The sequence below is a fragment of the Anaeromassilibacillus sp. Marseille-P3371 genome (genome assembly GCF_900169665.1).
Classification (GTDB): Bacteria; Bacillota; Clostridia; order Oscillospirales; family Acutalibacteraceae; genus Anaeromassilibacillus.
In genome coordinates this window covers 1,131,291-1,155,691 of the sequence record NZ_LT835157.1, presented here as the reverse complement: position 1 = coordinate 1,155,691, position 24,401 = coordinate 1,131,291, and the positions used below count along the sequence as shown (strand labels likewise).

The following is a 24,401-nucleotide window of genomic DNA, read 5'->3' as shown; positions in this document are numbered from 1 at the left end:
TTACTAATTTTCTATATATGTTTTAGAAACGCATCTAAGCTTTGTAACGAACGCTCTGAGAATGCGGCATAACGGGAACGCTTGTCCCGAATATGTGGAACGATCGGGGGAATCACGCCAAAGTTAGCCCCCATGGGTTGAAAGTCGCTGTCCCCTCCATCTTGTACATAACGGCTCAACGCACCGATCATCGTTTCAGGTGGAAGCGTGATCGTATGCTTTCCCTGTAGCCTACGCACCGCATTTCGTCCAGCCATTATTCCGCTTGCAGCGGACTCCATATAGCCTTCCACACCGGTGATCTGTCCCGCAAAGAATAGATTCGGGTGGGACCGCAGGCTAAAATCGCTGTTCAATACCATTGGGGAATTGAGAAACGTGTTGCGGTGCATCACGCCATAGCGCACAAATTCAGCCTGTTCCAAGCCAGGAATCAGGCCAAACACCCGTTTTTGTTCGCCAAATTTGAGGTTCGTTTGAAAACCGACCAAATTGTAAAGAGTCCCCTCTCGATCCTCGCGCCGCAGTTGCACCACCGCCCAAGGCCTGTGTCCTGTGGCCGGATCGCGAAGTCCGACCGGCTTGAGCGGGCCAAAACGAATGGTATCCGGTCCGCGCTGTGCCATCACTTCAATGGGCATACATCCTTCGTAAACCTTTGGGTCTGCCACATCAAAGTCATGGATTGGCGCCCGCTCCGCATGAACCAACGCCTCGTAGAAACGCTCGTATTCCTCTTTATTCATCGGACAATTTAAATAGGCATCGTCCTCCCCCTTACCATAGCGTGAGGCGGCAAAAATCCGATCCAGGCCCAAGCTTTCGGCAGTGACGATAGGGGCTGCCGCATCAAAAAAACTCAGACATCCTCCACAGAGGGCGGCGATTTGCCCCGCCAACGCGTCGGACGTCAACGGCCCTGTGGCGACCACATGAATGCCATCGGTTGGTAGCTCGGTGACCTCTTCATTACAAATTTGTATCAGCGGATTCCCCCGTATCGCTTTGGTCACTGCCGCAGAAAACGCATGCCGGTCAACGGCAAGCGCTCCGCCTGCCGGCACACGGCAGAGATCTGCGCATTGCATCAAAAGGGAATCCAGACGCCGCATCTCCTCTTTGAGAAGGCCAGCTGCACTGTCCACACGTTCTGCCTTCAACGAATTCGAGCAGATCAATTCCGCGAAGCCAGGACTGTGGTGCGCTGGGGAGTACTTTTGCGGCTTCATCTCCCAGAGTTCCACTTCCACTCCTGCACGGGCTACCTGCCACGCAGCTTCACAACCAGCCAGCCCAGCGCCGATCACTCGTATTTTCATCGATGTCTCCTTTAAGCCTCGTCTTTATTTTCCTCATCCGGATGTTCCACCCGCTCATAGCCACAGTCGGGAGTAATACAGTAATACTTGGGATGCTTGCCTTTTTTCTTTAACAGCGTTTTTCCACAACGGGGGCATTTTTCCATACTCGGTTCATCCCAAGAGATAAAATCACAATTGGGATATTCTGCACATCCATAGAAGATACGGCCCTTTTTGGATTTCTTCACAATCACCTTACCGCCACATTTTGGGCATTCCGCTCCTGTCTCCTGCACCAACTTCTTGACATTTTTGCATTCCGGGTATCCTGGACAGGCGATAAATTTTCCGTAACGCCCCATCTTGACCACCATTTTACGGCCGCACTTCTCGCAAATAATATCGGTTTCATCCTCTTTCAACTGGATCTTGACACCCTGCATCTCTTCCTTGGCTTTTTTTAACGTCTTTTCAAAGTCCCCATAAAAATCATGCAGGGTCTCAACCCAATTGATTTTTCCGCTTTGAACTTCATCCAGTTCTTCTTCCACCTGGGCGGTAAATTTGACATTCACGATTTTCGGAAAACGCTCTTTCATCAGCTTGGTAATGACCTCGCCCAATTCGGTGGGTTTGAGCGCCTTTCCATCCCGAATCACATATTCCCGCCCTGTGATCGTCGAGATCGTCGTCGCATAGGTGGATGGGCGGCCAATGCCATTTTCCTCCAGTGCCTTAATCAGCGACGCCTCTGTATACCGGGCCGGCGGTTGGGTAAAATGCTGGTTTCCAGCGATTTCCTTACAACGCAAAGGCATATCCTTTTCCAGAGGCGGCAAAGCGCCGCTGTCCTCAGAGTCTTCGTCCTTTTTCTCTTCATAAAGGACTGTAAAGCCATCAAATGTGACGGTATATCCAGACGCCTTGAAGATATAGTTTTTCGCAGAAATCTCTGCCTGGGTCGTACTCTGCAAACAGTTGGCCATCTGGCACGCAATGAAACGCTCCCAGATCAGTTTATAGAGCTTATATTGATCGGAACTCAAACTTTCCTTTACCTGATCCGGAGAAAGACTCGGCATTGTCGGACGAATGGCTTCATGCCCATCCTGCGCATTCTTTTTTGTTTTAAAATGGCGCGGCGTATCCGGCAGATACTTCTTCCCCCATCGCTCCAAAATATAGTCGGCAGCATCCTTGAGCGCATCCTCCGACAAACGCAGAGAGTCGGTTCTCATATAGGTAATCAAACCGACCGCTCCCATTCCTTCGATTTCTACACCTTCGTAGAGTTCCTGCGCAGCCTTCATGGTGCGGCGGGCCTGAAAACCCAGGCGGCGGGAAGCCTCTTGCTGCAACGTAGAGGTGATAAACGGCGGCGCCGGAGATTTGCGGCGCGTTCCCTTTTTGAGTTTGGAAATTTTATAGTCCGCTCCTTCCAGTTCTGCGAGAATACGGTCCGCCTGCTCTTTATTTTCAATCTCGATCTTTCCATTTTCATCGCCGTAGAATGTCGCAGGGAAAGCCTTACGGGAACCTTTGGGAATCATCTTCGCATCAATGGTCCAATACTCTTTTGGAACAAATTTACGGATCTCCTCCTCGCGGTCCACTACCAGCCGGACCGCCACGGACTGTACGCGCCCCCCAGAGAGGCCCCGTCGAATCTTTTGGGAAAGAAATGGGCTGAGTTTATAGCCTACAAGCCGGTCCAAAATGCGCCGCGCCTGTTGTGCATTGACCAAATCCATATCGATGCTGCGGGGATGCTCCATCCCATTGGTGACACCCGTCTTTGTAATCTCATTGAATGTCACACGGTTTTCGTCCTCTGTCTTTAAATCGAGCAGATAGGCCAAATGCCAAGAAATTGCCTCCCCCTCACGGTCCGGGTCAGTCGCCAGAAACACGTAGTCGCTTTTCTCCGCTTTTTCCTTTAATTCGTCTACCAGCTTTTCCTTGCCCTTAATCACTTCATACTTCGGTTTAAAATCTTTTTTAATATCAACGCTCAACCGGTTTTCCGGTAAATCGCGCACATGTCCCATAGACGCTATCACATCATACCCGGGACCTAAATATTTCTTAATCGTCTTCGCTTTTGCCGGCGATTCCACAATCACCAATTTCGACATCTATCCATACACCTCTTTCATGTCGTATAGCGCTCAGGCCATACCATTGCGGGCGCTCCATTTCCCCGCACAACAACCTTCCTATATATCTATGTCACATAAAACAATGTTGATCTCTAAAAAATGCAAAGTCTTTTAGACTTTGTGAAAACCTGCCCTTTCCATAAACACCCATTGGGCAGGCTTTCATAAAGCCTAAGATTCTTTTAAGGAATATCGCCTTCCGGAATACCCTTGAATGATCCCCGCAAGCTCTAATTCTGTGACAGCTGGCAGCGCACAAACTGTGGGGATGTCAGCTTCCTGGCATAACTCCAAAAAAGGACGCGGCTCACAGGTGAGCACACGAAACAACGCCGCTGCATAAGGGGAAAGCCCGGCGGGTTCTTCTCTGTCTTCCGTATTCCCTTGCACCGTCTTCTGTTCTTTTTGAGCGGTCTCTATCAGCATAACACTTTCCGTCGATTCCTCCAAGTGGATTTTTCCTGGAAATCGGAAAAGATATTCCTGCAAAATATCATTCGCACAGCTGACTGCCCGCATTCCTTCGCGCAAAAGGTTGTTCGGCCCCTGAGAAGCACGGCTCCCCACCAAGCCGGGCACGGCAAAAACATCGCGGTTTTGATGGATGGCTTCGTTTGCGGTAATCAGTGAGCCGCTTTTTTCTGTGGCTTCCACTACCACTGTCCCTAAAGTAAGCCCAGAAATTAAGCGGTTGCGCACCGGAAAATGGTTGCGTAGAGCGGGCGTATGAGGAGGATATTCCGAAAGCAGCGCACCATTTTGCGCAATCGAATCGCGGAGATCGGCATTGGCCAATAAATACGGATGGGAAATGCCGCATCCGAGGACACAAACGGTTTTCCCTCCTGCGAGAAGCGCGCCTTTATGTGCTGCTGTATCAATGCCCAACGCGCCGCCACTGACAACAATTGCGCCGCCTTTGGCCAGTCCATATCCCAAACTATGGGCAACACGCTTTCCTACCAGCGTCGCCTTACGTGTTCCCACAATGGAAACGGACGGAAATTCCAAAAAATCTGGAAGCCTTCCCTGTACATATAAAACAGCTGGCGGGTTGTGGATTTGCCGGAGCAAAAAGGGATAGTCCCGGTCTTCTGGCGTCAAAATATGCTGCCCCAACTTCTGGCAAAGGTCGATCTGCGCCAACGCATCTTGTAACGTGTAGGTCCGCAACGCAGCCAATTCACGCTGGGTAAAAATTCCCATTAAGCTCCATTCCCGTAACCCCGCACGATAAAATGCCTCCAAATTCTCAAAGGATTCCAGGATGTGGCGCGTCTTACTGCTGCCCGCTTGTAAGGCATGCTGCAACCAAACCCAATAGGCACGCTGGTCGATAGCCATCCTGTCCTTTCTCCTTTCAAATTCGCATCATTTCCCACATCAGAATCGCCGCAGAAGCCGCTGCATTGAGCGACTCCGCACGCCCTCGCATGGGAATCGTCACAGCTTGGTCCCAGGCCGCCACAGTATCTGCATCCAGTCCGTTCCCCTCATTGCCCACAGCGATGATAACAGGCTTTTCAAAGGAAAGCTCGGTTACTGGCTTTGCTGTGCGATCCGGCACCGCAGTATATAATGCGAATCCGCGGTTCCGAAGAACCGGCGCCGCACCTGCCAAACTTTCCACGAAGCGAAAGGGCAGACGAAACACCGCTCCCATACTGGCACGCAATACCTTTGGGCTGTATACGTCGCAACAAGTCCCTGCCAATAACACACCGGCTAAACCCAAGGCCTCCGCCGTACGCAATACCGCCCCCATATTGCCCGGGTCCTGCAGATTCTCCACAGCCAACAGATGGCCTTTTGCTGGAAGATCTTCCAGCCCTACGGTCCCCGGCCGTTTTTGGCACACGCAAAAAATTCCCTGCGTCGTCTTTGTCTCTGCTAACAGCTCTGCCACATGCGGGGCAATGAAACAGCGGTGTGCCGCAAGGGGCATGATCCGCTCAAGATAAGGCTTATAACGCTGTGCCGCCTGCTCTGTGTAAAACAGTGTTTGAATCACTATGCCGCTGTCCGCCGCATCGGCGCACAGACGAGCGCCCTCTAGTATAAAAAGGCCCTCGCTCCGGCGAAATTCCGCGGAGGAGGCAAGCTTTGCGGCATAGCGCACCCATTCATTTTTTCGGCTTGTAATCACATCCAGCATAAATTCACCTATAACGAAAAGTTGCGCCCGGTTTCTGTTCCGGGCGCAATTCCAGCTTTTTTATCTTGCTGCTTTTGCCTTCTCGACCAGCGCCTTGAATGCGGCCTCGTCGCTCACAGCGATTTCAGCGAGCATCTTGCGGTTGAGGGCGATGTTTGCCTTCTTCAGCCCGTTCATGAACACCGAATAGCTGATATCGTTCATGCGGCAGGCGGCGGAGATGCGGGTGATCCACAGGCGGCGAAAATCTCTCTTTCTCTGCTTGCGGCCGATGTATGCATAGTTGCCGGATTTCATAACGGCCTGTTTGGCCATTTTAAAGTGCTTGCTCTTTGCACCAAAGTAGCCCTTTGCGAGCTTCAAAGTCTTTTTTCTTCTTTTGCGTGTCATCAACGCGCCTTTTACACGTGCCATTTTATATACCTCCAGTAATGGTTATAATTTTGTGAAAAACGAAGCGTTGCCTGTGCTTATTTATAAGGCACCAGGCGCTTCACCTGGCGTACATTCGTCTTATCCGCCACAGTGGTCTGACGCAGGCCTCTCTTACGCTTGGTGGTCTTCTTGTTCAAAATGTGAGATTTATTGGCGTGGGCGCGGATGACCTTTCCGTTCTTAGAAAGCTTGAAGCGCTTTTTCGCGCCGCTGTGTGTTTTAATCTTGGGCATGGTATGCTCCTCCTTAAAAATGATTATTTAGCGGGTTTGGATGCAAGGAACATCAGCATGTTGCGTCCTTCCAGCTTCGACGGTTTCTCCACATTGGCAATCTCGCTGAGCGCCTCTGCAAACCGCCGCATAATCTCGTGGCCCTGCTCGGGATGCCCCATCTCACGGCCGCGGAAGCGGATGGAAACCTTGACCTTATTGCCTTCCTTCAAGAATCGGGTGGCATGGCCAACCTTCGTCTCAAAGTCGTGGGTGTCGATATTGAGGGACAGGCGGATTTCCTTGATCTCGACGACACGCTGGTTCTTTCTGGCTTCCTTCTCACGTTTCGTCTGTTCAAACCGGTACTTTCCGTAATCGATAATCTTGCATACCGGGGGCGTTGCCTGCGGTGCAATTTTTACAAGGTCCAAATTTTGTCCGAACGCCATCTCCAGCGCCTTTGCAGTGGGCATCACCCCAAGCTGGTTGCCATCCGAACCGATGACACGCACTTCTCTGTCACGAATTTCTTCGTTAATCTGTAGTTCCTTGTTGCTAATGGTTAAGCACCTCCAAATCACGTTATCTGCAATTCAACAAAAAACGCGGGCAGAATTCCTCCGCTCGCGCATCAATACCACAGTTACAAACCGCTTCTGTGTACGTATTGACCCATGACGGACGGAACCACACAGGTGTGGGCAATGCCCCGCTTTGTTTTTACCTATTAACTTTATCATTCCATCCTTCATTTGTCAAGGATTATTTCATCCATTTGGGTAGAAGATAAAAATTGTGTAATATTCTTTATTAAAACTATTTTATCGGTTCCCTGTACTACTATGAGCGCGAAAGGGATGAGCGCCATGTGGAAAAAGATGCTGGCACCGATTCTGATTACTGTCCTTTTAGTCGCCTGGTTTGCAGTCTGGTTGATTGGTTGTGCCCTACTGCCTATCCCTTGGTTTTGGAAGGGAATCGGAATCCTCGTGTCCGCTGCATGGATCGGCGTATCGGTATATGTGTTGGTTCAACGAATCAAAGAAATAAGGAGCGGTGAAGAAAATGATCTTAGTAAATACTGATTATATCACGGGCAAAGAACTGGAGATGCTTAGTCTTGTAAAAGGAAGTACCATCCAGTCAAAGAACATCGGACGCGACATCACGCAGAGTTTTAAAACCATCATCGGCGGCGAACTAAAAGCCTATACGGATATGATGAATGAAGCCCGCGCACTGGCCACGAAACGTATGGTGGAAGAAGCAGAGCAATTGGGAGCGGACGCGGTCATCAATATCCGCTATGCTTCAGCAGCTGTCATGCAGGGCGCTGCTGAGGTCATCGCATACGGTACAGCCGTAAAGTTTAAATAATAGGTCTTACGCACTCGTGCGCCAACGGGGAGATAGCTACACGCTGTCTCCCCGTTTTTCATTTTTCCGATATTCCCTGCATCCATACGGTCAAACCACTTTTGTAGAAATGTAGAAAATGCTGGTCACGTACGAAAAAACATCCTGTTAAACAAAGGTATATCCCGCCAATTCCAACGCTTTCCTGGCTTGGCAGAGGTGGCCGGTACGCACCAAGAGATAATCCGTATCAAATGTCGATACGGCAAACACCGGGATTTGTCTTTCCGCCAACACCCCGGTTATCTTTGAAAGGATGCCAACCAGTGTAAAATTCAAGGGGCCTTCCACGCGGAAACACCGCCATCCCCTCTCCTGTTGGAGGCACTCCATTGGGACCGACTCTACTGGACAGACTAGCGACAGTTCTTCATCTGTCTTTCCCACAAACACAAATTGGGCCTCCCACGGAACTTGTTCCGCACGAGCAAGTTTACAGACGGCAAACTCCTCATTCAAAAGCTTTAATTGCATATTCAGGCAACTCCTTTCCACGAATCTCCCGGTTTAAGAAGAACGAGTACAGCAGGCATTCCTTGACCGGAATGCCGGTGCAAGCCACAAGTGCCCGGCGGTACAGGGCGAGCTGGGCCGCATATCGCTTCCAAAGGGCTTCTTCATCCTTGGCATGGTCGGTCTTAAAGTCTACGACCACCCATTTGCCGTCCTCCTCAAAAGCACAGTCCACTGCCCCCTGCATTACAACCGCTTCATTTGCGAGCGCTTGGGGCAACCCGGGCTGTACCTCGCCCGCAGTAATTTCCACTGTAAATCGGTATTCCCGCAGAATCTGGTCTGCTTGGAACATTCTCTGTGCCAAAGAGGAAGCAAAAAATGCTTGTACACGTCTGATCTCTACAGCCTCCCCCTCTTCCCGAGAAAGGAATCCCTGCTTTACCAAACGGTCCTTCTCTTGTGCAGGATCAACACGCGCCACCGCAAAGTCGCAGAACTGCATAAAATGATGCAAGGCTGTCCCGCGCTCTGCGGGAGTCAACCCCTGCTCGCTTAAAAAGGCTGGCCGTGCCGTAGCAGCATATTGAAAGGAAAACGGTTCTGCCGCCAAATCGCTGGCAGCCACCTTGGTTGGCACACCGCGCAATCCATCGTATGGATAAACATAGTTTAGTTTCTGTTCCAAATCTTTCTGAAGGGTTATATCCGGAAGCGCTTGCCCTTCCTTCTCAATGGGCAAAGATTCTTCCTGTACTTCCGGATAAACCACACCGATTTTCCATGGAGTATCGCAGGGCAATGTAATCCCCGGCAAAGCGGCAGCCATCTCGCGCAATGCTCCTCCGTCCGGATGGCGCATCGCACATAGGAGCAGCCAGTCGGAAATGCAGGAAGCACTGCGCACCACATAGGGCTGTAGCCTCGGTTCTTCCGTCAAACGGGAGGCCAACTTTCCCAGTGTCTTTTCTGCATCCTTGACCGTAGTCAACAGAAGAAGCTTTTCTTTTGCGCGTGTCATTGCCACATACAATACGCGCAACTCCTCGCTCATCTCTCCGCGGTCGATCTCCAAAGCAGCTGCTTCCCGCGGAAGCGTGGTCATCCGTGCACCGGTTTCCGAGTCCCTCAGTTTTACCCCCAACCCCAATTCCGGATGCAGCAATACATCGCCGCGCTCCTTATTGAAACGGCGAGAACATCCAGCCAAAATACACACGGGAAATTCCAGACCTTTGCTTCGATGAATGCTCATAATCTGTACGACTTCGGCTCCACTCACAGAGGACGCCGAGGCGAGGTCTGCATCTTGCTGCTCCAAGCGATCCAGCATACGCACAAAACCGGACAGACCATTGAAGCCAGAACGCTCATATTTTTTTGCGTATTCCATCAGTAGGCGTACATTCGCCAATCGAAGCGTCCCATTGGGCATCGCCTGTACCAGATCGGGATATCCGCTCTTTTCGTAAACAAGATGAATCAAACGGTCCGAAGGCAGTGTTGCGGCCAACGTGCGATATTCTTCAATATCCCGCAGAACTTGCTCCGCACGCCCATTCCCGTCCTGAGACGCCCGTACCAGGGCAACGTAGAGCGGTTCTTTTCGCTCCTTCGCACGAATATCCGCCAGATCATCCGGAGTGAATCCATAGATAGGGCTCATCAGTACCGCCAAAAGTGGAATATCCTGAATGGGATTGTCGATGACGCGCAACAACGACACCGCTACGGCCACCTCTGGAGCAGCAAAGAATCCCCCGCCGGTATCCGCCCAAGCGGGAATCCCCAATCGCTGCAATTCCTTGGCGTATTCTTTGGCATAGCGGTTTGCACTGCGCAGCAGGATACAAAAATCGTGATACCCTGCCGGACGTTGAACGCCGTCCTCTGTGACCTGCAAGCCTTCCGCCAACATCCGATGAATCCGTTGTGCAATATAACGGCTCTCTGCGCGCACCATCTCCTCTTCGTCCCCTTTGGAGAGGTCGAGGACCGTCAATTCTGTATCCGCCCCAGAGGAAGGTGGATACGCTGCACCGGGAACTAACTCTTCCCCTTCTCCATAATCAAGGTCGCCTGTTTGGGCGCTCATCAGTTGGCGAAAAACAAAATTGACTGCGCCTGTGACCCCTGCCCGGCTCCGGAAATTCCGATCCAGAGCAATGCTTGCCGGATAGGCGTCCAATGTTCGGTCATAGGGCGGGTAAGCAGCCCGGCGGCGCAGAAAAATCTGCGGCATGGCTTGCCGGAAACTGTAAATGCTCTGCTTAACATCGCCTACAAAAAAGAGATTGGATTCCTCCCGGGAAACTGCGCGAAAAATCATATCCTGTGCTTCGTTGGTATCTTGGTACTCGTCCACCATGATCTCATCGAAGCGGGCAGCCAACTCCTCGGCATCCGAAGTACGGACCATACCTTCCGGCGTATCGCGGACCAAAAGCTTCAGCGCCCAATGCTCCAAATCCCCAAAGTCGGCTGCACGGCGCTCCTGCTTCATCCGGTCAAGCGTTTCCCCAAAACGAAGAGTCACTTCAAACAGTTTGGCTACCAATGGAGCCAATTGTGCGATGTCCTCTGCACATTCCTCTTCACTCTCATGGAATAACCCCGTCAGTTTTTCTATGGTCGCTTTGACTTCTTTGCGGGATGCGGTCAACTTATTTTTGAGCGGGTCATCTCCATAGCCACGCAAAGGTTTCAGCTTCTCATAAGAAAAATTCCGGCATGCAAAAGCAAGTCCGTTCCAATCCTTCTCTTGTACGTACGTCTGCAATGCAAGCAATCCGGCCAAATCCGAAGCATATGCATCGTGATAGGCTTTCTGGATGGCCGCCTCCTGTTCCATCAAAGACAACGCATTTTGCGTCAACGCGACCGCATATGTTATGGCATCCTGCGCATAATGCAGAGCGGTTTCCCCCCAAACCGTCTGAGAGGCAGGGAGTTCCTCCCGGTAAAGCGCGGCTTTCTCACGCAACCAGCGCTCTGGAAACGGATGCGAACGAACAAATTCATAGAGTGTTTCCACAGTCGATACGAGCTGTACATCATCGCGTCCAGCAGAAAAAGCATCCACTAACTGAAAGAATAGCGCGTCTCCCAACGCATAATATTCGTCCAACACCTGAGTGATCGCATCGTGCCGCAGCAACGTCATTTCCGCATCGTCTAAGATGCGGAAATCCGGCGATACATCGAGCTTATAAAAGTTTTCTCGCACCAGTTCGCTGCAAAAACTGTGTATGGTGCTGATCTGTGCCCGCGCCAATAAAATCTGTTGGCGCTGTAGGCGAACATTATATGGGTCCTCTTCCAACAGACGGGAAATTTGTGCAGCTATACGGTCGCGCATTTCGGCCGCTGCCGCCTTTGTAAAGGTAACCACCAAAAGGCGGTCTGCATCCGTGGGATGCTGCTCATCCGTCAACCGCTCCATCACGCGCTGCACCAAAACAGCGGTTTTCCCCGAACCAGCAGCAGCAGAAACCAATAGGGTTCCGCCGCGCGCCTCAATGGCGTCCCGCTGGCTGGGGGTCCAATTTCGGCCCATCCGGTTCTTCCTCCCTCTCCGTCAATTCTGCGATCACAGCATCGCGATCCCATTTGTTCATCTGTCTTGCTGTATCCTCCTGTTCCCTGCAACAAACCGCAAAATAGGGACACCAGTTGCAGGCGTCCGTATCCCCCTTGAGGGGCACAGCTGCCAAATGGCCGCGGTGAAGTTCTTCCGCCATAGAAGCTGCTAAGTCCCGCACCCGGCGCAGAATGGCATTCATTTCCCGCGGGGATACCACGCTATCCCGCCTCGCAGGCACGCCATTTTTCAGGACTACCGGGATATAGGTCCCAGCAGCATCGGGCTCCATCGCGGTCAAGATGTCTGGGTCATCGATCAGCAAGCCGTTCATGCGTAGCTTTTTGGCTTCTTCCCTCTGGATTTTTTCTTTAGAAACATCGCGCGCGGCAGAAAGGTTCGGCCGGGAAGCTGGGACATAAAGGATTCCCGCAGGTGCAAGTTTGCCACCATAACGTGCTTCTGCATTTTCACTGAGAGTAGCCAGATAAATCAGCATCTGCATGTTGACGCCATAGATCACATCGGACAGTTTGAACTCTTTCTTTCCAGTTTTATAGTCCACCACACGCAGATACTGTACGCCGTCCCGATCAAACAGATCCACCCGGTCCACTTTTCCATTGATAGATACCATTCCTCCATCCGACAGAGGAATCGCCAGCGGAGGGATTCCATCGCCGCCGATCGGCAATTCAAAATCGACCGGCTCAAACCGGCTTTGACAAAGTTCCTCTGCAATGTGGGCAACGATCACCAATGCGGCCTCGGATAACCGCGCAAAAAGATAGGTAAACCGCGGCGTTTTATTCTGCATCCCCCCCAAGCGGGTCTCCAGATACTGTTCCAAAAGGCTGCCAATCTCTTCTTTGAGTTCTTGCTGTTTCATTGCGTGGAGCTTTTGAGCACCTGTATCGCGGAAGAGATGTTCCAGTAGATAGTGCATCAAGCTTCCATATTCCAAGGCGTCCATCTCGGCGGTACGGCGTTCCTTTGCCCGCAACCCATACCGGCAAAAATATTGAAACCGGCAGAGATAGAACGTTTCAATTTGAGTTGCTGAAACATTCATATTTACGCCAAATAACTTTTGCGCCTTCCGCTCATCTGCAAAGGTAACCACCCGTTTCTTTGCAGCGCGGTCCAAGGCTGCTATACGCGCCTCGTATTCCCGGCGTTCGGTGAAGAGCTTCCGCATCGTAGCGGAGAGCGGCGTATTATCGTTCCAGTTTTGAGCCGCTAAAGCAAACGCAGGCTGTTCTGCATTGGCCATCCACGTCTGAGGAATACTGTAAGGAGTATATACCGGCAAATCCTGCAAAATTGCCAGTGATTCTGTGACAATCGGAGATGCGTGCTTCGGTTCCCCCTCTATTCCAGCAGCCGGGAAGCTGATATAAAGGCGTTCAGAAGCTGCACTCATAGCCGCATAGGCCAAAAACCGCTCCTGCACAGCAATCCCCTCTAAGGTATCGTTCAGCGGCAACCCCAAGGCAATCAATTCCCGACGTTCTCCGTTGCTAAATACACAGTTCGCACTGGGAGAAAGGGGAAAATCCCCCTGGGTCGCCCCTAAAAGAAAAACCACCTTGGGTTCTTCTGTTCGGATGCGGTCCGCTGCGCCAACGGTCACCTCATCCAACCCCTCTGGAATGCTCGCAATGTCATTCGCTAGGATCACCAAACGCAGTAACTCCGCATACCGCGTGTACTGTAGGCAACATTCCTTGAGCACCAGAGCGCTTTGGTCGAGAATCGCCATCAGTATGTCCCACAGGCGAAGCTGTCGTTCCGCGAGTTCTGTCCTACCATTTGCAGCAAGCCGACCCGCCAATGCTTTCAGATGTTCGGCAGCCTGTAGATCGGACAAAAGCCGGTACACCGCCAAAGCCATTCCTTCTCCGTCCGCCTCTACCACACGCTTTGAAAAACGGAGCAGCGGTTCTACGATCGTTCTCCGGTTCTGATTCAAAGATTCCAACTGCTGCTGGTCATGATCGGTCCATTCTTCCGCAAACCCCTGTGGATGATCCGTCCATTCTTCTTTCCACTTTCGTCCGGAGAGATTCCAAAGATATGTATAGTTTTCCAGTTCAGAAATTTGCTCTGTAGATAGTCCCACCAGGCCGGTTTTCAAAAACGTAAATACATCCCCAGAGGCAAAACCTGACCGTACCACCTGAAAGGCAGAAAGAACCAACCGCATCAGTGGTTCAGCGTCTATCGCCTGTGGCTTGTCCATAAAATATGGGATATTCCGATGTTCCAAAGCCACATCCAGGATTCCCCTATACTGCTCTGGCGTACGAACGATGACTGCAAAGTCTCGATAACGGTATCCGCGCTCCATCACCAAATTGCGAATCGTAGCTGCTACATATTCCGCTTCATCATACAAGTCTTTCGCTTCATAGAGAACCGCTCCTGAGGCGGGGCACGAAGCACGGCGAGTCGTCCGGAATACATTCGCTTCCAGAGCAGAAAGCCCTTTTGACCGGAATCGCTTTCCTGGCTCCAGAAGCTCCGGGGCAGCCACTTTAACCCCTCGCTCTTTGGCCATCCGGATCAACGTGTTTCCCGTATGGCGCACAAGCGAGAACAATCCCATCCCCCGTTCCGGATCATCCAGCTGATCGACACACAGGGAGACGTACACTTCGTCCGCCTGTTCCAGCATGGAAGCAAGGATTTGATATTCTTGAACCGTAAAGCTCTGAAAAGAATCGAGCGCCACCACACAATTTTTGAAAAAGGCATGCTCTTCCAGCAGGGCCTTTAATCGGGTAAGATCATCCAGGGGGTCCACATAACTTTGCGCTACCAGGGCATCATATGCCGCGAAGATCAAGGCGAGCTCTTTCGCCTTCTGCCGCAGTGTACTGGACAATGGACTTGCCGGTATCTCCGCCGCATCGGACAGATCTTTCGGATGAATCCCACACATCTTTAATTCTGCTGCTTCTTCCAGAAGCAAGCGAACCAGTTCTGTATCCTCTGCACTTTTCCGGTAAAAATCCAACTGGTCCTTCACTTGTTCCAGCGCCAGGCTCATAAAGATACTGCGTCCACCGTCATCCAGACGCCGGCCCGCCACACCTCCATATGTGCGAAACGCCCGATCCGCCAGTCGAGAAAAACTGAGCACCCAAACACGTTGTGCATCTTTTGGTCCCAAAAGGCGCAACATTGCCCGTTCATTCTGGAAGGACCCCTGTTCTGGTACAAGCAAAATCGGCTGTCGGGTTACAGGTGTTTCCTTTAACAAATTACGCAGATATGTGGTCTTTCCACTTCCTGCACGTCCAAGAAGTAAATGTAGCAATATGAACCCCTCCGATCGTTCGTTCCTATTCATTATACGTTCTTTCTACGCAAGAATAATTCCGCATATAAAAAAAGGAACCCTACACGGGTTCCCTTCCTGTGTACATTTTTTAAAAGCCGGCCAGCCATGCTTTTATTTGTTCATAGTACTCTAAGGTTTTGAATTTGATGATATACCGGTTTTGTCCCTCTACAATCTGAAGCTGTTGGGCGTCCAAGACATCTTCCAACTCCTGCGATTCCTCTGCGGCTGGAAGGCACATAGGAGGAAAGATCACACACCACCAATTATGCCCTTCTGCGTTCCCGATACAAACCCGTAGAGCCTCATACATTCCCGCTGGCAATGTAACCTGTTCATATTCTCTTGTTGGGAAATAGGTGCGTTCCAATTCCACTGTAACCGGATAGTCATATCCACGCGCTGCAATTTCATCCGCAGCAGCTCGCTGTAACTCCGGCAGCTTTTCTCGAATGCACTGTTCCGCATCCTCCTTGTTCTGAACATCATCGAGCATCCCAGCGCTTTCCTGTAAAATGCGGTCACGCACTTGGAGCTTTAACGTCTGGTCCTCTTTCGAATCCGAGTTTGCCAGAACATGCAGCCGTAGAACATGCTCTGGGATATCTTCACACTGTGCAGCAAATCCTGTAAAGGAAAACAACACCGTAAAAATCATGGCAAGACAAATCGCCTTTTCAAGTCTTTTCATGGAACATCCCTCTTTATGTTTGATGTCGGGAGTATTGTCCCATTTTTTTCAAATTATACGTCGATTTGTAAAAAAAGTCGCCATCCTACCTGTAAAATGTAACAGTTAAAAAAGATAACCGATGCTATACTTTTTCATTTTTCGGTGTAACCCCCCACCTATCAACATAAAAAATGTGCAAATTCACAAGAAATTATTTGACAAATTATAAATTATCAGATATAATGCTAATATCTAAAAATGGGAGGGAGACTATGTCCAGATACGTTGCAGAGTACAATGTGAACAAATCGGATGACCTCATCAAATTCATTGCAGAGGATTTTTTGACCAAAGAAGGCTTCCAGCAGACGGTTTACAAAGGGGAAAATGTTTGGAAAAAGGGCATCGGGGCCGTCACCGCTCCCCAATTTATTAAATTGGAATATGGACAGGGAAAAGTCCATTTAGAGGCTTGGATTAAATCCTTTGGCGAGCACGGTTTGACCGGTTTTTATGGCGCTCTGCCCAAGAGCGAATTGAACAGCCGAGTTCAAAATTTAGTGCGGCTGCTGACACAGGAGATTCCAGATGCGGCCTCTGTACAATCTCCTCCAACAATGGATGGCATGGCACAGCCAATTCCGGCTCCTGTCCCTGTAGCCGTACATAATCCCACCAGCAAGGCAACTGTATCCATTATTACAGGCATTCTCAGTATCATCGCTTCTCTGTATATTCCATTAGCTGGTGTCATCCTCGGTATCATTGGAATTTCAACCGGCAAAGTTGGTAAACAGAGCACTGCAAAAGGCCTGGCAACCGCCGGTTTTATCACAGGCATCATTGGCCTTGTTCTTGGAATTGTCATTTGGGTCCTAAATTTTGTGCTTTCTTTTATGTTGTTAACATCTTGAACAAATAAAATATCCCTCATGCCAATGGTGCACTGCCCCAGCTTGTGCTATCCGCACAAACTGGGGCAGTGCACCATTTTCCCACATCAGGGGGCTTTATCTATTGTCCGTTTTTACTGGACCTGTTCACACACCGGGATGGGGGATACTTTTGTATCTACACGGTTCTGTGGACGAAGCCCTAAAAAGGTTTATGTGCTCCATTTTATTCCATAAATTCTACAGGCATGCCCATTGGCTGGCACACAAACGTTTCTGGATAGAACGGCCGCAGCTGTTCTCCACAGTTTACAGCGGCATCCGCTTGATCGAACAAGCCATATACGGCTGACCCACTGCCGGTCATACAAGCCCCTTTTGCATCCCATGCAAGCATCTGTTCCTTAATCGTTTTCACCTCTGGTAGCTGTAGAACTTCTTCAAATACATTCCCTAAAGTTGCTCCAATCTTTTTCAAGTCGCCTCGCTGCAGAGCCTCTAAAACGTGTTGGGCATGTGCGGAAGGGCCTCCTCCCTGTTCATCCACTGCCCGGTATGCCAGCCGCGTGTCCACACCCGTGGGAGGCTTGCAGACCACCAACCAACACTTTGGCAGCAACGGCGCAGGTTTCAGGATCTCTCCGATTCCCTGGACGCGCGCAGAACCCCCACATAAACAGAAGGGAACATCCGCCCCTACGGTCAAACCAAGCTCGCAGAGCGTCTCCAAAGGCAACTTCGCATGATACAATCGATTCAATGCGTGGAGAGTCGCCGCTGCATCCGCACTTCCTCCTGCCAGGCCTGCCTGAGAAGGGATTTGCTTTTCAATCACGATGGATACGTCGGGCAGTGTCTGAATCGCTTGGAAAAAGGCATTCGCTGCGCGGTAAACGGTATTGCCCTCACCGCACGGCACATCCTCCCTTGCACAAGTGATCGAAAGTCCCCCTGTACCCCGTTTGATAATGAGCGTATCGTGGAGCGAAATGGTGTGCATCACCATATCCAGTACATGATAACCATCCGAACGCCTGCCCACAATGTCCAAAGCCAGATTGATTTTTGCATATGCCTTGATTCGCATAGATCATCCCCCATAGCAAAACCGGGATCACCGCCTACGGCAATCCCAGAAAAATCTTTTCATTTATAAACGAAACAGCCGAAAACGCTTGATGTCGATCACATGCTTTGGACACATTTCGTGGCAGCAATAGCAGCGGATACAGTTTCGGTAATCGATGGTTGCATGCCCGTCTACCATTCGTATGGTGTGCTGTGGACAGCTCTCCGCACACTTTCCACACCCTACACAATTGTTCTGCTGGATGCGTGGCACAGGCGTGGCAATTTTTTCCGCCAAAGGACGAAGAAATTTTGGCAGCCAATCCAAAAAGTTGACACTACACGACTCCGGTTGTTCAAAATCCGGAACGGACAAAGACGGCAATGACGTCCCCAAAAGGATAAGTTCTTCGACGCTCTCCGGACATACGTTGCGCGCCATTCCCGCCCGCAAATAAGGGACCTGGACGGGCGATTGATGGATTAACGCCGCGCAGACCAAATCCAAAGCAAACGGGTCCCGCGAAGCGGCCAACGCTCCCACAAAGCGCGGCTTTCCGCCAGTCGGGCCATTGCCCTCCATCCCTACAATCCCATCAACCACATTGAGCGATGGTTTTAAGGCACAGCACAAATCGACCAGCATTTCTGCAAAGGCCTCCCGCTCTGGAAAACGGCAATGTAGCTCTGGTTTCATCAAACCCGGCACACATCCAAATAGATTCTTTACCGCAGCGCTCAAGCCCATCATTCCGTGGGTTTTCAGTTTTGCAATGTTGACCAGAACGTCTGCCTCTAAAATAGGCCGTATAATGTCAAACTGTTTGGAACGGCGTCCCTGTGGAACTTCCAGCGCTGCATATGAACAATCGTTATTCAGGGCAAATCCATACATCTTGGCCATTTCTGTGTATCCGCCCGCCTCATAAATCGAACGCAACAGAGGCGGAGAATAGGGGCCACCGGGGCTTTCTGCAACCACAACCTGTCCGGCGCCCCGTTCAAAGAGCTCTACCGCTACCGCAGCGACTACCACCGGATGGGTAATCATCCCCTCCTCCGGTTTGGAACGAAGCACCAAATTGGGTTTTAAAACCACACGACATCCTGGAAACAGGAATTCTTGCACATGGAGCGCATCCAACTGTTCCCGTAACACATGGCGTACCGTCTCAAAATCATATTCCGCACAGGCAGAAAGGTACACCTGCTTTTTCATCGCCGACGAATCCCCCATGTTCAAGGTTCAAATCGCTTGATGAAATGTTCAATGCGTGAAAGCGCCTCGGTGATATGTTTGATGGAATAGGAATACGAGACACGCACGAAACCTTCGCCACAGTCGCCAAATGCAGTCCCTGGAACCACGGCTACATGCTCCTCATAAAGCAGTTTTTCACAAAACTCCTCTGAACACAGACCGGTCTTTTTAATACAAGGGAACACATAAAATGCGCCTTCCGGTTCAAAACAGGTCAACCCCATCGAATTAAAGCCATCCACTACCAGACGGCGGCGCATGTCGTACTGTTCGCGCATATAAACGATGTCCTCATCCCCATTTTTTAAGGCTTCAATTGCGGCATACTGCGCTGTCGTCGGCGCGCTCATAATGCCATACTGATGGAGTTTTGTCATCGCCTTGATGATGTCCGCTGGACCAACCGCATATCCCAAACGCCATCCCGTCATGGCAAATGCTTTAGAGAATCCGTTCACCACAATGGTCCTTTCCCGCATGCCATCTATTGCGCTGAACGTGACATGGTTGGTATCCCCGTAAGTAAGGGCGCTGTAAATCTCGTCCGACAACACCATCAAATTGTTTTCCCGAACCACCTCCGCAATTGCCTGGAGATGTTCCCTGCGCATCACCGCACCGGTCGGATTGTTCGGATAGGGTAAAATGAGCAGCTTTGTCTTGGGCGTGATCTTGGCGCGCAGAGCCTCCGGAGTCACACGGAAACAGTCTTCCGCCTTGGTCTCCAAAACAACTGGAACCCCTCCTGCCATCTCTGTCAATGGCACATAACAAACAAAAGAGGGTTCCGGAATGAGCACCTCATCCCCCGGGCAAATAAGAGAACGCAGACAGAGATCAATGGCCTCTGATCCGCCCACAGTGACAAGAATCTCATCTTTATCATTATAATCCACATGGTAATGGCGCTTGAGCCAACGCGCAATTTCCCGGCGCAGTTCCATAAAGCCACGGTTTGGAGAATACCACGTTTTGCCGTCCTCTAAGGAATGAATTCCTTCTTCTCGAACATGCCACGGAGTTGTAAAGTCCGGCTCTCCAATGGAGAGGGAGATCACATTTTCCATCTCATTGGCGATGTCAAAGAAACGGCGGATACCGGATGGCTTGATCGCCTGCACCTTCTTGTTCAGCACGGTGCTATAGTCAATCACAGAGCACACTCCTTCTCTCATCGTTTTCATCCTCCGTATTGAGGACTACGCCGCCATCCTTGTAACGGGTCAAAATAAAATGGGTGGCCGTCGAAAGTACCGAATCCAGCAAGGACAAGCGGCGGGCAACAAACATTGCAATTTGTTGCATCGTATCCCCATGCACCATCACAGCCAAATCGAATCCGCCAGACATTAAATAAACGCTGTCCACCTCTTCAAACTGCATGATTTTTTGTGCGATCTCGTCAAATCCACGGTCGCGCTTCGGAGTAACGCGCAGTTCGATCAAGGCAAACGCCTTGTTTGCATCGGCTCGTTCCCAATTAATCAACGTCTGATAACCACGGATAATTCCCGCCTTTTCATAGGCGTCCATCTGGTTGCAGATTTCCGATTCAGGGCGGTCCAGCATGGTGGCCAGCTGGCGGGTAGTCAGACGGGCATTTTGATTCAACAATTCCAATAAACGATCCATGACATTCACTCCTCCAGTTAAAAATTGGAAGGTTCCAAAAGGACTGGAACCCTTGGCATCATCTGAAAAATCGGATAATAAGATATAGTATACATCAAACGAAGGCCAATGGAAATATCCAATCCATAAAATTAGAAGGCTCTTCCGCTGTTTTCGGAAAAGCCTTCTCGTAAATCATGGGTGAATTGGATACGGCGCTCAGATCACTCAATGGGAAGCAGCTTTGGCTCGTGGTGGGAATACAGGGAAAAATGTGTAAAACCTGCTTTTTTAATCAATTCCATCCCTTGTTCCACGCCACCGCAGACGTCCGGCCAACGGTGTGCATCCGAACCAAGCGTTATGAGCTTTCCTCCCAATTCATGATACCGCTCTACAATCGGCAAATTCGGCATAGTATCCCCCAATTTTTGGCGTAAGCCGCTGGTATTGACCTCCAAAGCCTTTCCCTTTTTAATCAATGCTTTTAAAACTTCATCGATGCGTCCGGAAAATTGTGCGTTGTCGATGGCAAGGCCATGCTCCCCAACGATGTACCGCCAAGGATAAGTTAGATGTGCCAGAGAATCAAACTTTCCCCATTCGATGGTTTCCAAAATTTCGTCGAAATAAAGATGCAATACCTTTGTAATATCCACCTGACTGTAATCTAGCTCATAAAAATCGGGCATTCCCCGCACATTGTGTACGGAGGCAAGCACAAAATCAAAATCGCAGGCATCCAGGATTTCTTCCGCTGCCGCCAAGTTTTGCATGGGCTGCCCAATTTCCACCCCAGCCCGCACATGCAGGCGGCCATGAAATACAGCGGAAGCCTTACGCGCTTCGAAATACGACTGCCGAACCGAACGGTCATAACCGTCCTCTTCATAAACATTACACTCGCAGTGGTCCGTGATGGTCAATGCGTAAAGCCCCAACCGGCACGCACATTCGCATAACATCATCGTTGGGTCAGAAGCATCGCGGGAACAATCACTATGGGTGTGGCAATCCGAAAGATATCTATATTTCATTGTCCAACTCACTTTCTAAAAAAATCGGTCCATTATGTATGATCGCAAAGCAGAATCATCCGCCTTTTATTTGTATTCAGTCTAACATAGAATCGACTTTATTTATAGATGAATCCTTCCCATTTTGGCGTTGGAAAACGCTTCCGTTTTTAAACATATTTCCCAAGAGATGCATAAGCGGACCGCGCCGCCGCTGGATTTTACGCAGTTTAACCATATATTCTGTTGGATGTTTCGATTTGTTTTGCGCCCTCTTCTCTCTTTTTCAGGAATAACATCTGGCGCTTTTCCAAGGGAAAGGCCGCTCCCTTTTCTTGACATAAGATTCATTTCCGTTCATAATGAGGACAAGTATTTTGTGCATTCCGGACTGCATTTGTGCAGATTCGGAGAGCCTTTTTGGCCGTTTCGGCTGTATTCCAAAAAAGATAATTGGGAGGTTATTATTTATGCGTGCAGTCATCACCGTAATTGGAAAGGACATGGTGGGCATTCTGGCCCGCGTTTCCTCCATCTGTGCAGAGCATAACGTCAATGTTGTAGAAGTAACCCAGTCCGTCCTACAGGATCTGTTTGCCATGATTATGATGGTGGACATCTCTAAATGTTCCATCCCGTTCCAAGAGTTGGTGGATGCGCTCACCGCCATCGGAGAAGGCATGGGGCTGACCATCCATGTTATGCATGAGGACATCTTCAATTCCATGCATCGCATCTGATCAACCCTTTTAAGGTATTTGCTGCCTTTCTACATGCATGCCTTAAATCTTCATCAAATTTTTCTATTCATTTCTACAAGCTCTCGAGTAAAAGATAAGGAGTGAGTCCCAAATATGCTCAATTCCCACGATATTCTGGAAACGATCAATATGATCGACAATGAAAATCTGGATGTACGTACCATCACCATGGGGATTTCCCTGTTGGATTGCGCTGATAGCAATGTAGCGGCCGCGTGCGATAAAATTTATGATAAAATCTGCCGCTATGCCGGAAATCTCGTAAAGACCGGCGAGGACATCAGCAAAGAATATGGCATTCCGATCATTCACAAACGTATTTCTGTCACCCCCATCGCCATGTTGGCTGCTGCCTGCCCTGGAAGCAGCCCTGTGCACTTTGCTAAGGCTCTCGACCGGGCGGCAAAAACAACCGGTGTGAATTTCATTGGAGGTTATTCGGCACTGGTGCATAAGGGGTTTGGCCCGGGTGATTACGCTTTGATGGCCAGTATCCCCGAAGCACTCGCGGAAACGGAATTTGTTTGCTCATCGGTCAACATTGGCACAACGAAAGCGGGCATCAATATGGATGCCGTCCAAAAAATGGGCGGTATTGTCCGCGAGGTGGCAGAACGTACAGCGGATCGCGACTGTATTGGCGCTGCAAAGCTGGTTGTTTTCTGCAACGCTCCAGAGGATAACCCCTTTATGGCAGGCGCCTTTCACGGTCCCGGTGAACCGGATTGCGTCATCAACGTCGGTGTTTCCGGACCGGGCGTTGTACGGGCCGCTCTAGCCAAGGCTGGCGACTGCGACCTCTCCGGGGTGGCTGACATTGTAAAGAAAACTGCATTTAAAATTACCCGTATGGGCCAACTGGTCGCACAGGAGGCCTCCCGCCGCCTGTTTGTCCCCTTCGGCATCGTTGACTTATCCTTGGCTCCAACGCCGGCGGTCGGCGATTCCGTGGCGCATATCTTAGAAGAGATGGGTTTGGAAAGCTGTGGTGCGCATGGTACGACCGCCGCGCTTGCCCTTCTAAATGATGCCGTCAAAAAAGGCGGTATAATGGCATCCTCCCACGTCGGCGGCCTTTCCGGTGCTTTCATTCCTGTGACGGAGGACGCCGGTATGATTGATGCCGCACGCTGTGGCGCGCTCTCTCTCGTCAAACTAGAGGCTATGACAGCAGTCTGCTCTGTGGGCCTCGATATGATTGCTGTTCCCGGCGATACCCCGGCCGAGGTGATCTCCGCCATTATTGCGGACGAGGCAGCCATCGGAATGGTCAATTCCAAGACAACCGCTGTACGTCTAATCCCTGCAATTGGGAAGAAGGCAGGCGAAGAGCTCAATTTTGGCGGACTTTTGGGGGGCGGCCCTGTTATGGAGGTCAACCGGTATTCCCCGGCAAAGTTTATCCACCGCGGTGGGCGTATTCCTGCACCCATGCAAAGCTTAAAGAATTAAATCGATATTGGCAGATTGGATAAATTTCTTCGGAATCTTTCCCGAATTTTCCCCTTCTAATTTAGTGGATTTAACGGAATTTGTATTGAAAAGCCCAAAAGAAACGACTATAATAGGAACCTAATTTTGCAAGAGCTTTTAAAATAACTTGCAAACATGAAGAATCAATGTGGTTCTGTGCGCTTTGGCAACTCTATCTGGATTTTGCCAAACGCTGCAGAACTGCTTGTGCGTATGCGGCCGATTGATACGGCCGAACAAATCTTACCGTTCGGAAGGAGGTTGCGGCCATGCAAGATATGATTAAGGAAATTGTGGATATGGACCGTAAAGCCAGAGAAATCACGGATGCTGCCCAGCTGGAAAAGGTCAATTCTGAAAAAGAAGTGGCTGAACGCCGTGAACGCATCCGAGAGGAATACCTCGCGCGTGCGCGCAAGCGCATCGCATTGAACGAGCCGCAGGAACGTGCAGCCGCTGAGGAGGAATGGAAAGGTAAAGCTGCGAGAAACCAGGCACTTTCACAACGCCTGGACGCCTTATATGAAGAGAAAGGCGACGAATGGGTACGAACCATCGTAGCCAGAGTGATTGGGGAGTGATCGT

General features: G+C 50.3%; 22 protein-coding genes. 6 read left to right on the top strand and 16 right to left on the bottom strand.

The genetic code is table 11. The features are described from left to right. Positions 1-11: 11 nt before the first annotated feature. The 7 genes from trmFO to infC all read right to left on the bottom strand — a co-directional run bounded on the left by trmFO (position 12) and on the right by infC (position 6,846). The gene (gene trmFO / locus B9Y59_RS03895) at positions 12-1,319 is read right to left on the bottom strand and encodes a methylenetetrahydrofolate--tRNA-(uracil(54)-C(5))-methyltransferase (FADH(2)-oxidizing) TrmFO (protein ID WP_085531905.1); all 1,308 of its coding nucleotides are present in this window, start codon (positions 1,317-1,319) and stop codon (positions 12-14) included. 11 nt (positions 1,320-1,330) lie between these two features. Next, complete coding sequence (topA, locus tag B9Y59_RS03890) at positions 1,331-3,436, bottom strand: type I DNA topoisomerase (protein WP_054323666.1); 2,106 nt, start codon at positions 3,434-3,436, stop codon at positions 1,331-1,333. A 195-nt stretch (positions 3,437-3,631) separates the two neighbouring features. Continuing rightward, on the bottom strand, positions 3,632-4,804 hold the full coding sequence (dprA, locus tag B9Y59_RS03885; RefSeq protein ID WP_085531903.1) for a DNA-processing protein DprA: 1,173 nt from the start codon (positions 4,802-4,804) through the stop codon (positions 3,632-3,634). A gap of 16 nt (positions 4,805-4,820) precedes the next feature. Further along, positions 4,821-5,615 carry a TrmH family RNA methyltransferase gene (locus tag B9Y59_RS03880; RefSeq protein WP_054323669.1) on the bottom strand — a complete coding sequence of 265 codons (795 nt, stop codon included), beginning with the start codon at positions 5,613-5,615 and terminating at the stop codon, positions 4,821-4,823. A gap of 60 nt (positions 5,616-5,675) precedes the next feature. Then, on the bottom strand, positions 5,676-6,029 hold the full coding sequence (rplT, locus tag B9Y59_RS03875; RefSeq protein WP_054323670.1) for a 50S ribosomal protein L20: 354 nt from the start codon (positions 6,027-6,029) through the stop codon (positions 5,676-5,678). A gap of 56 nt (positions 6,030-6,085) precedes the next feature. Beyond that, positions 6,086-6,283, bottom strand: a complete 198-nt coding sequence (gene rpmI, locus B9Y59_RS03870) for a 50S ribosomal protein L35 (RefSeq protein ID WP_085531901.1) — start codon at positions 6,281-6,283, stop codon at positions 6,086-6,088. Positions 6,284-6,306: 23 nt separating this feature from the next. Continuing rightward, a complete protein-coding gene (gene infC / locus B9Y59_RS03865) occupies positions 6,307-6,846 on the bottom strand; it encodes a translation initiation factor IF-3 (RefSeq protein ID WP_198945593.1) in 540 nt (179 codons plus the stop codon). A gap of 285 nt (positions 6,847-7,131) precedes the next feature. Between infC and B9Y59_RS03860 the strand changes: the two genes are divergently transcribed. Both B9Y59_RS03860 and B9Y59_RS03855 read left to right on the top strand, forming a co-directional pair. Next, on the top strand, positions 7,132-7,350 hold the full coding sequence (locus B9Y59_RS03860; RefSeq protein ID WP_054323672.1) for a hypothetical protein: 219 nt from the start codon (positions 7,132-7,134) through the stop codon (positions 7,348-7,350). Further along, the gene (locus B9Y59_RS03855; protein ID WP_054323673.1) at positions 7,331-7,642 is read left to right on the top strand and encodes a YbjQ family protein; all 312 of its coding nucleotides are present in this window, start codon (positions 7,331-7,333) and stop codon (positions 7,640-7,642) included. The genes B9Y59_RS03860 and B9Y59_RS03855 overlap by 20 nt, the downstream gene beginning before the upstream one ends. Before the next feature lie 147 nt (positions 7,643-7,789). Here the strand turns inward: B9Y59_RS03855 and B9Y59_RS03850 are convergent, their stop codons facing one another. The 4 genes from B9Y59_RS03850 to spoIIR all read right to left on the bottom strand — a co-directional run bounded on the left by B9Y59_RS03850 (position 7,790) and on the right by spoIIR (position 15,751). Continuing rightward, positions 7,790-8,155 carry an ACT domain-containing protein gene (locus B9Y59_RS03850; protein ID WP_085531899.1) on the bottom strand — a complete coding sequence of 122 codons (366 nt, stop codon included), beginning with the start codon at positions 8,153-8,155 and terminating at the stop codon, positions 7,790-7,792. Continuing rightward, positions 8,133-11,690, bottom strand: coding sequence for a helicase-exonuclease AddAB subunit AddA (gene addA / locus B9Y59_RS03845; protein WP_085531897.1), 3,558 nt, complete (start codon positions 11,688-11,690; stop codon positions 8,133-8,135). The genes B9Y59_RS03850 and addA overlap by 23 nt, the downstream gene beginning before the upstream one ends. Next, the gene (locus B9Y59_RS03840; protein WP_158088944.1) at positions 11,650-15,036 is read right to left on the bottom strand and encodes a PD-(D/E)XK nuclease family protein; all 3,387 of its coding nucleotides are present in this window, start codon (positions 15,034-15,036) and stop codon (positions 11,650-11,652) included. Before B9Y59_RS03840 ends, addA begins: the two co-directional genes overlap by 41 nt. 112 nt (positions 15,037-15,148) lie before the next feature. After that, positions 15,149-15,751, bottom strand: coding sequence for a stage II sporulation protein R (gene spoIIR / locus B9Y59_RS03835; RefSeq protein WP_085531893.1), 603 nt, complete (start codon positions 15,749-15,751; stop codon positions 15,149-15,151). A gap of 254 nt (positions 15,752-16,005) precedes the next feature. Between spoIIR and B9Y59_RS03830 the strand changes: the two genes are divergently transcribed. Continuing rightward, entirely contained in the window at positions 16,006-16,647 is a 642-nt protein-coding gene (locus tag B9Y59_RS03830) for a DUF4190 domain-containing protein (protein ID WP_085531891.1), read from the top strand. Positions 16,648-16,852: 205 nt separating this feature from the next. Here B9Y59_RS03830 and ispE read toward each other — a convergent pair whose 3' ends face one another. The 5 genes from ispE to B9Y59_RS03805 form a co-directional block, all read right to left on the bottom strand. Continuing rightward, complete coding sequence (gene ispE / locus B9Y59_RS03825; RefSeq protein ID WP_085531889.1) at positions 16,853-17,713, bottom strand: 4-(cytidine 5'-diphospho)-2-C-methyl-D-erythritol kinase; 861 nt, start codon at positions 17,711-17,713, stop codon at positions 16,853-16,855. 63 nt (positions 17,714-17,776) lie between these two features. Next, positions 17,777-18,913: a DUF362 domain-containing protein gene (locus B9Y59_RS03820; RefSeq protein ID WP_158088943.1), complete on the bottom strand. Its 1,137-nt coding sequence runs from the start codon at positions 18,911-18,913 to the stop codon at positions 17,777-17,779. 20 nt (positions 18,914-18,933) lie between these two features. Next, entirely contained in the window at positions 18,934-20,130 is a 1,197-nt protein-coding gene (locus B9Y59_RS03815) for an aminotransferase class I/II-fold pyridoxal phosphate-dependent enzyme (protein WP_085531886.1), read from the bottom strand. Beyond that, positions 20,102-20,587: an Lrp/AsnC family transcriptional regulator gene (locus tag B9Y59_RS03810; protein WP_054323721.1), complete on the bottom strand. Its 486-nt coding sequence runs from the start codon at positions 20,585-20,587 to the stop codon at positions 20,102-20,104. The genes B9Y59_RS03815 and B9Y59_RS03810 overlap by 29 nt, the downstream gene beginning before the upstream one ends. Before the next feature lie 203 nt (positions 20,588-20,790). Next, positions 20,791-21,603, bottom strand: a complete 813-nt coding sequence (locus tag B9Y59_RS03805) for a histidinol-phosphatase HisJ family protein (protein WP_082402141.1) — start codon at positions 21,601-21,603, stop codon at positions 20,791-20,793. A 449-nt stretch (positions 21,604-22,052) separates the two neighbouring features. On the opposite strand from B9Y59_RS03805, the gene B9Y59_RS03795 reads away from it, so the two are divergent. The 3 genes from B9Y59_RS03795 (at position 22,053) to B9Y59_RS03785 (ending at position 24,397) form a co-directional block, all read left to right on the top strand. After that, positions 22,053-22,322 carry an ACT domain-containing protein gene (locus B9Y59_RS03795; RefSeq protein WP_054323723.1) on the top strand — a complete coding sequence of 90 codons (270 nt, stop codon included), beginning with the start codon at positions 22,053-22,055 and terminating at the stop codon, positions 22,320-22,322. A gap of 114 nt (positions 22,323-22,436) precedes the next feature. Continuing rightward, entirely contained in the window at positions 22,437-23,795 is a 1,359-nt protein-coding gene (locus B9Y59_RS03790) for a PFL family protein (RefSeq protein WP_054323681.1), read from the top strand. A 290-nt stretch (positions 23,796-24,085) separates the two neighbouring features. After that, positions 24,086-24,397, top strand: a complete 312-nt coding sequence (locus B9Y59_RS03785) for a hypothetical protein (RefSeq protein ID WP_054323682.1) — start codon at positions 24,086-24,088, stop codon at positions 24,395-24,397. Positions 24,398-24,401: the final 4 nt, after the last annotated feature.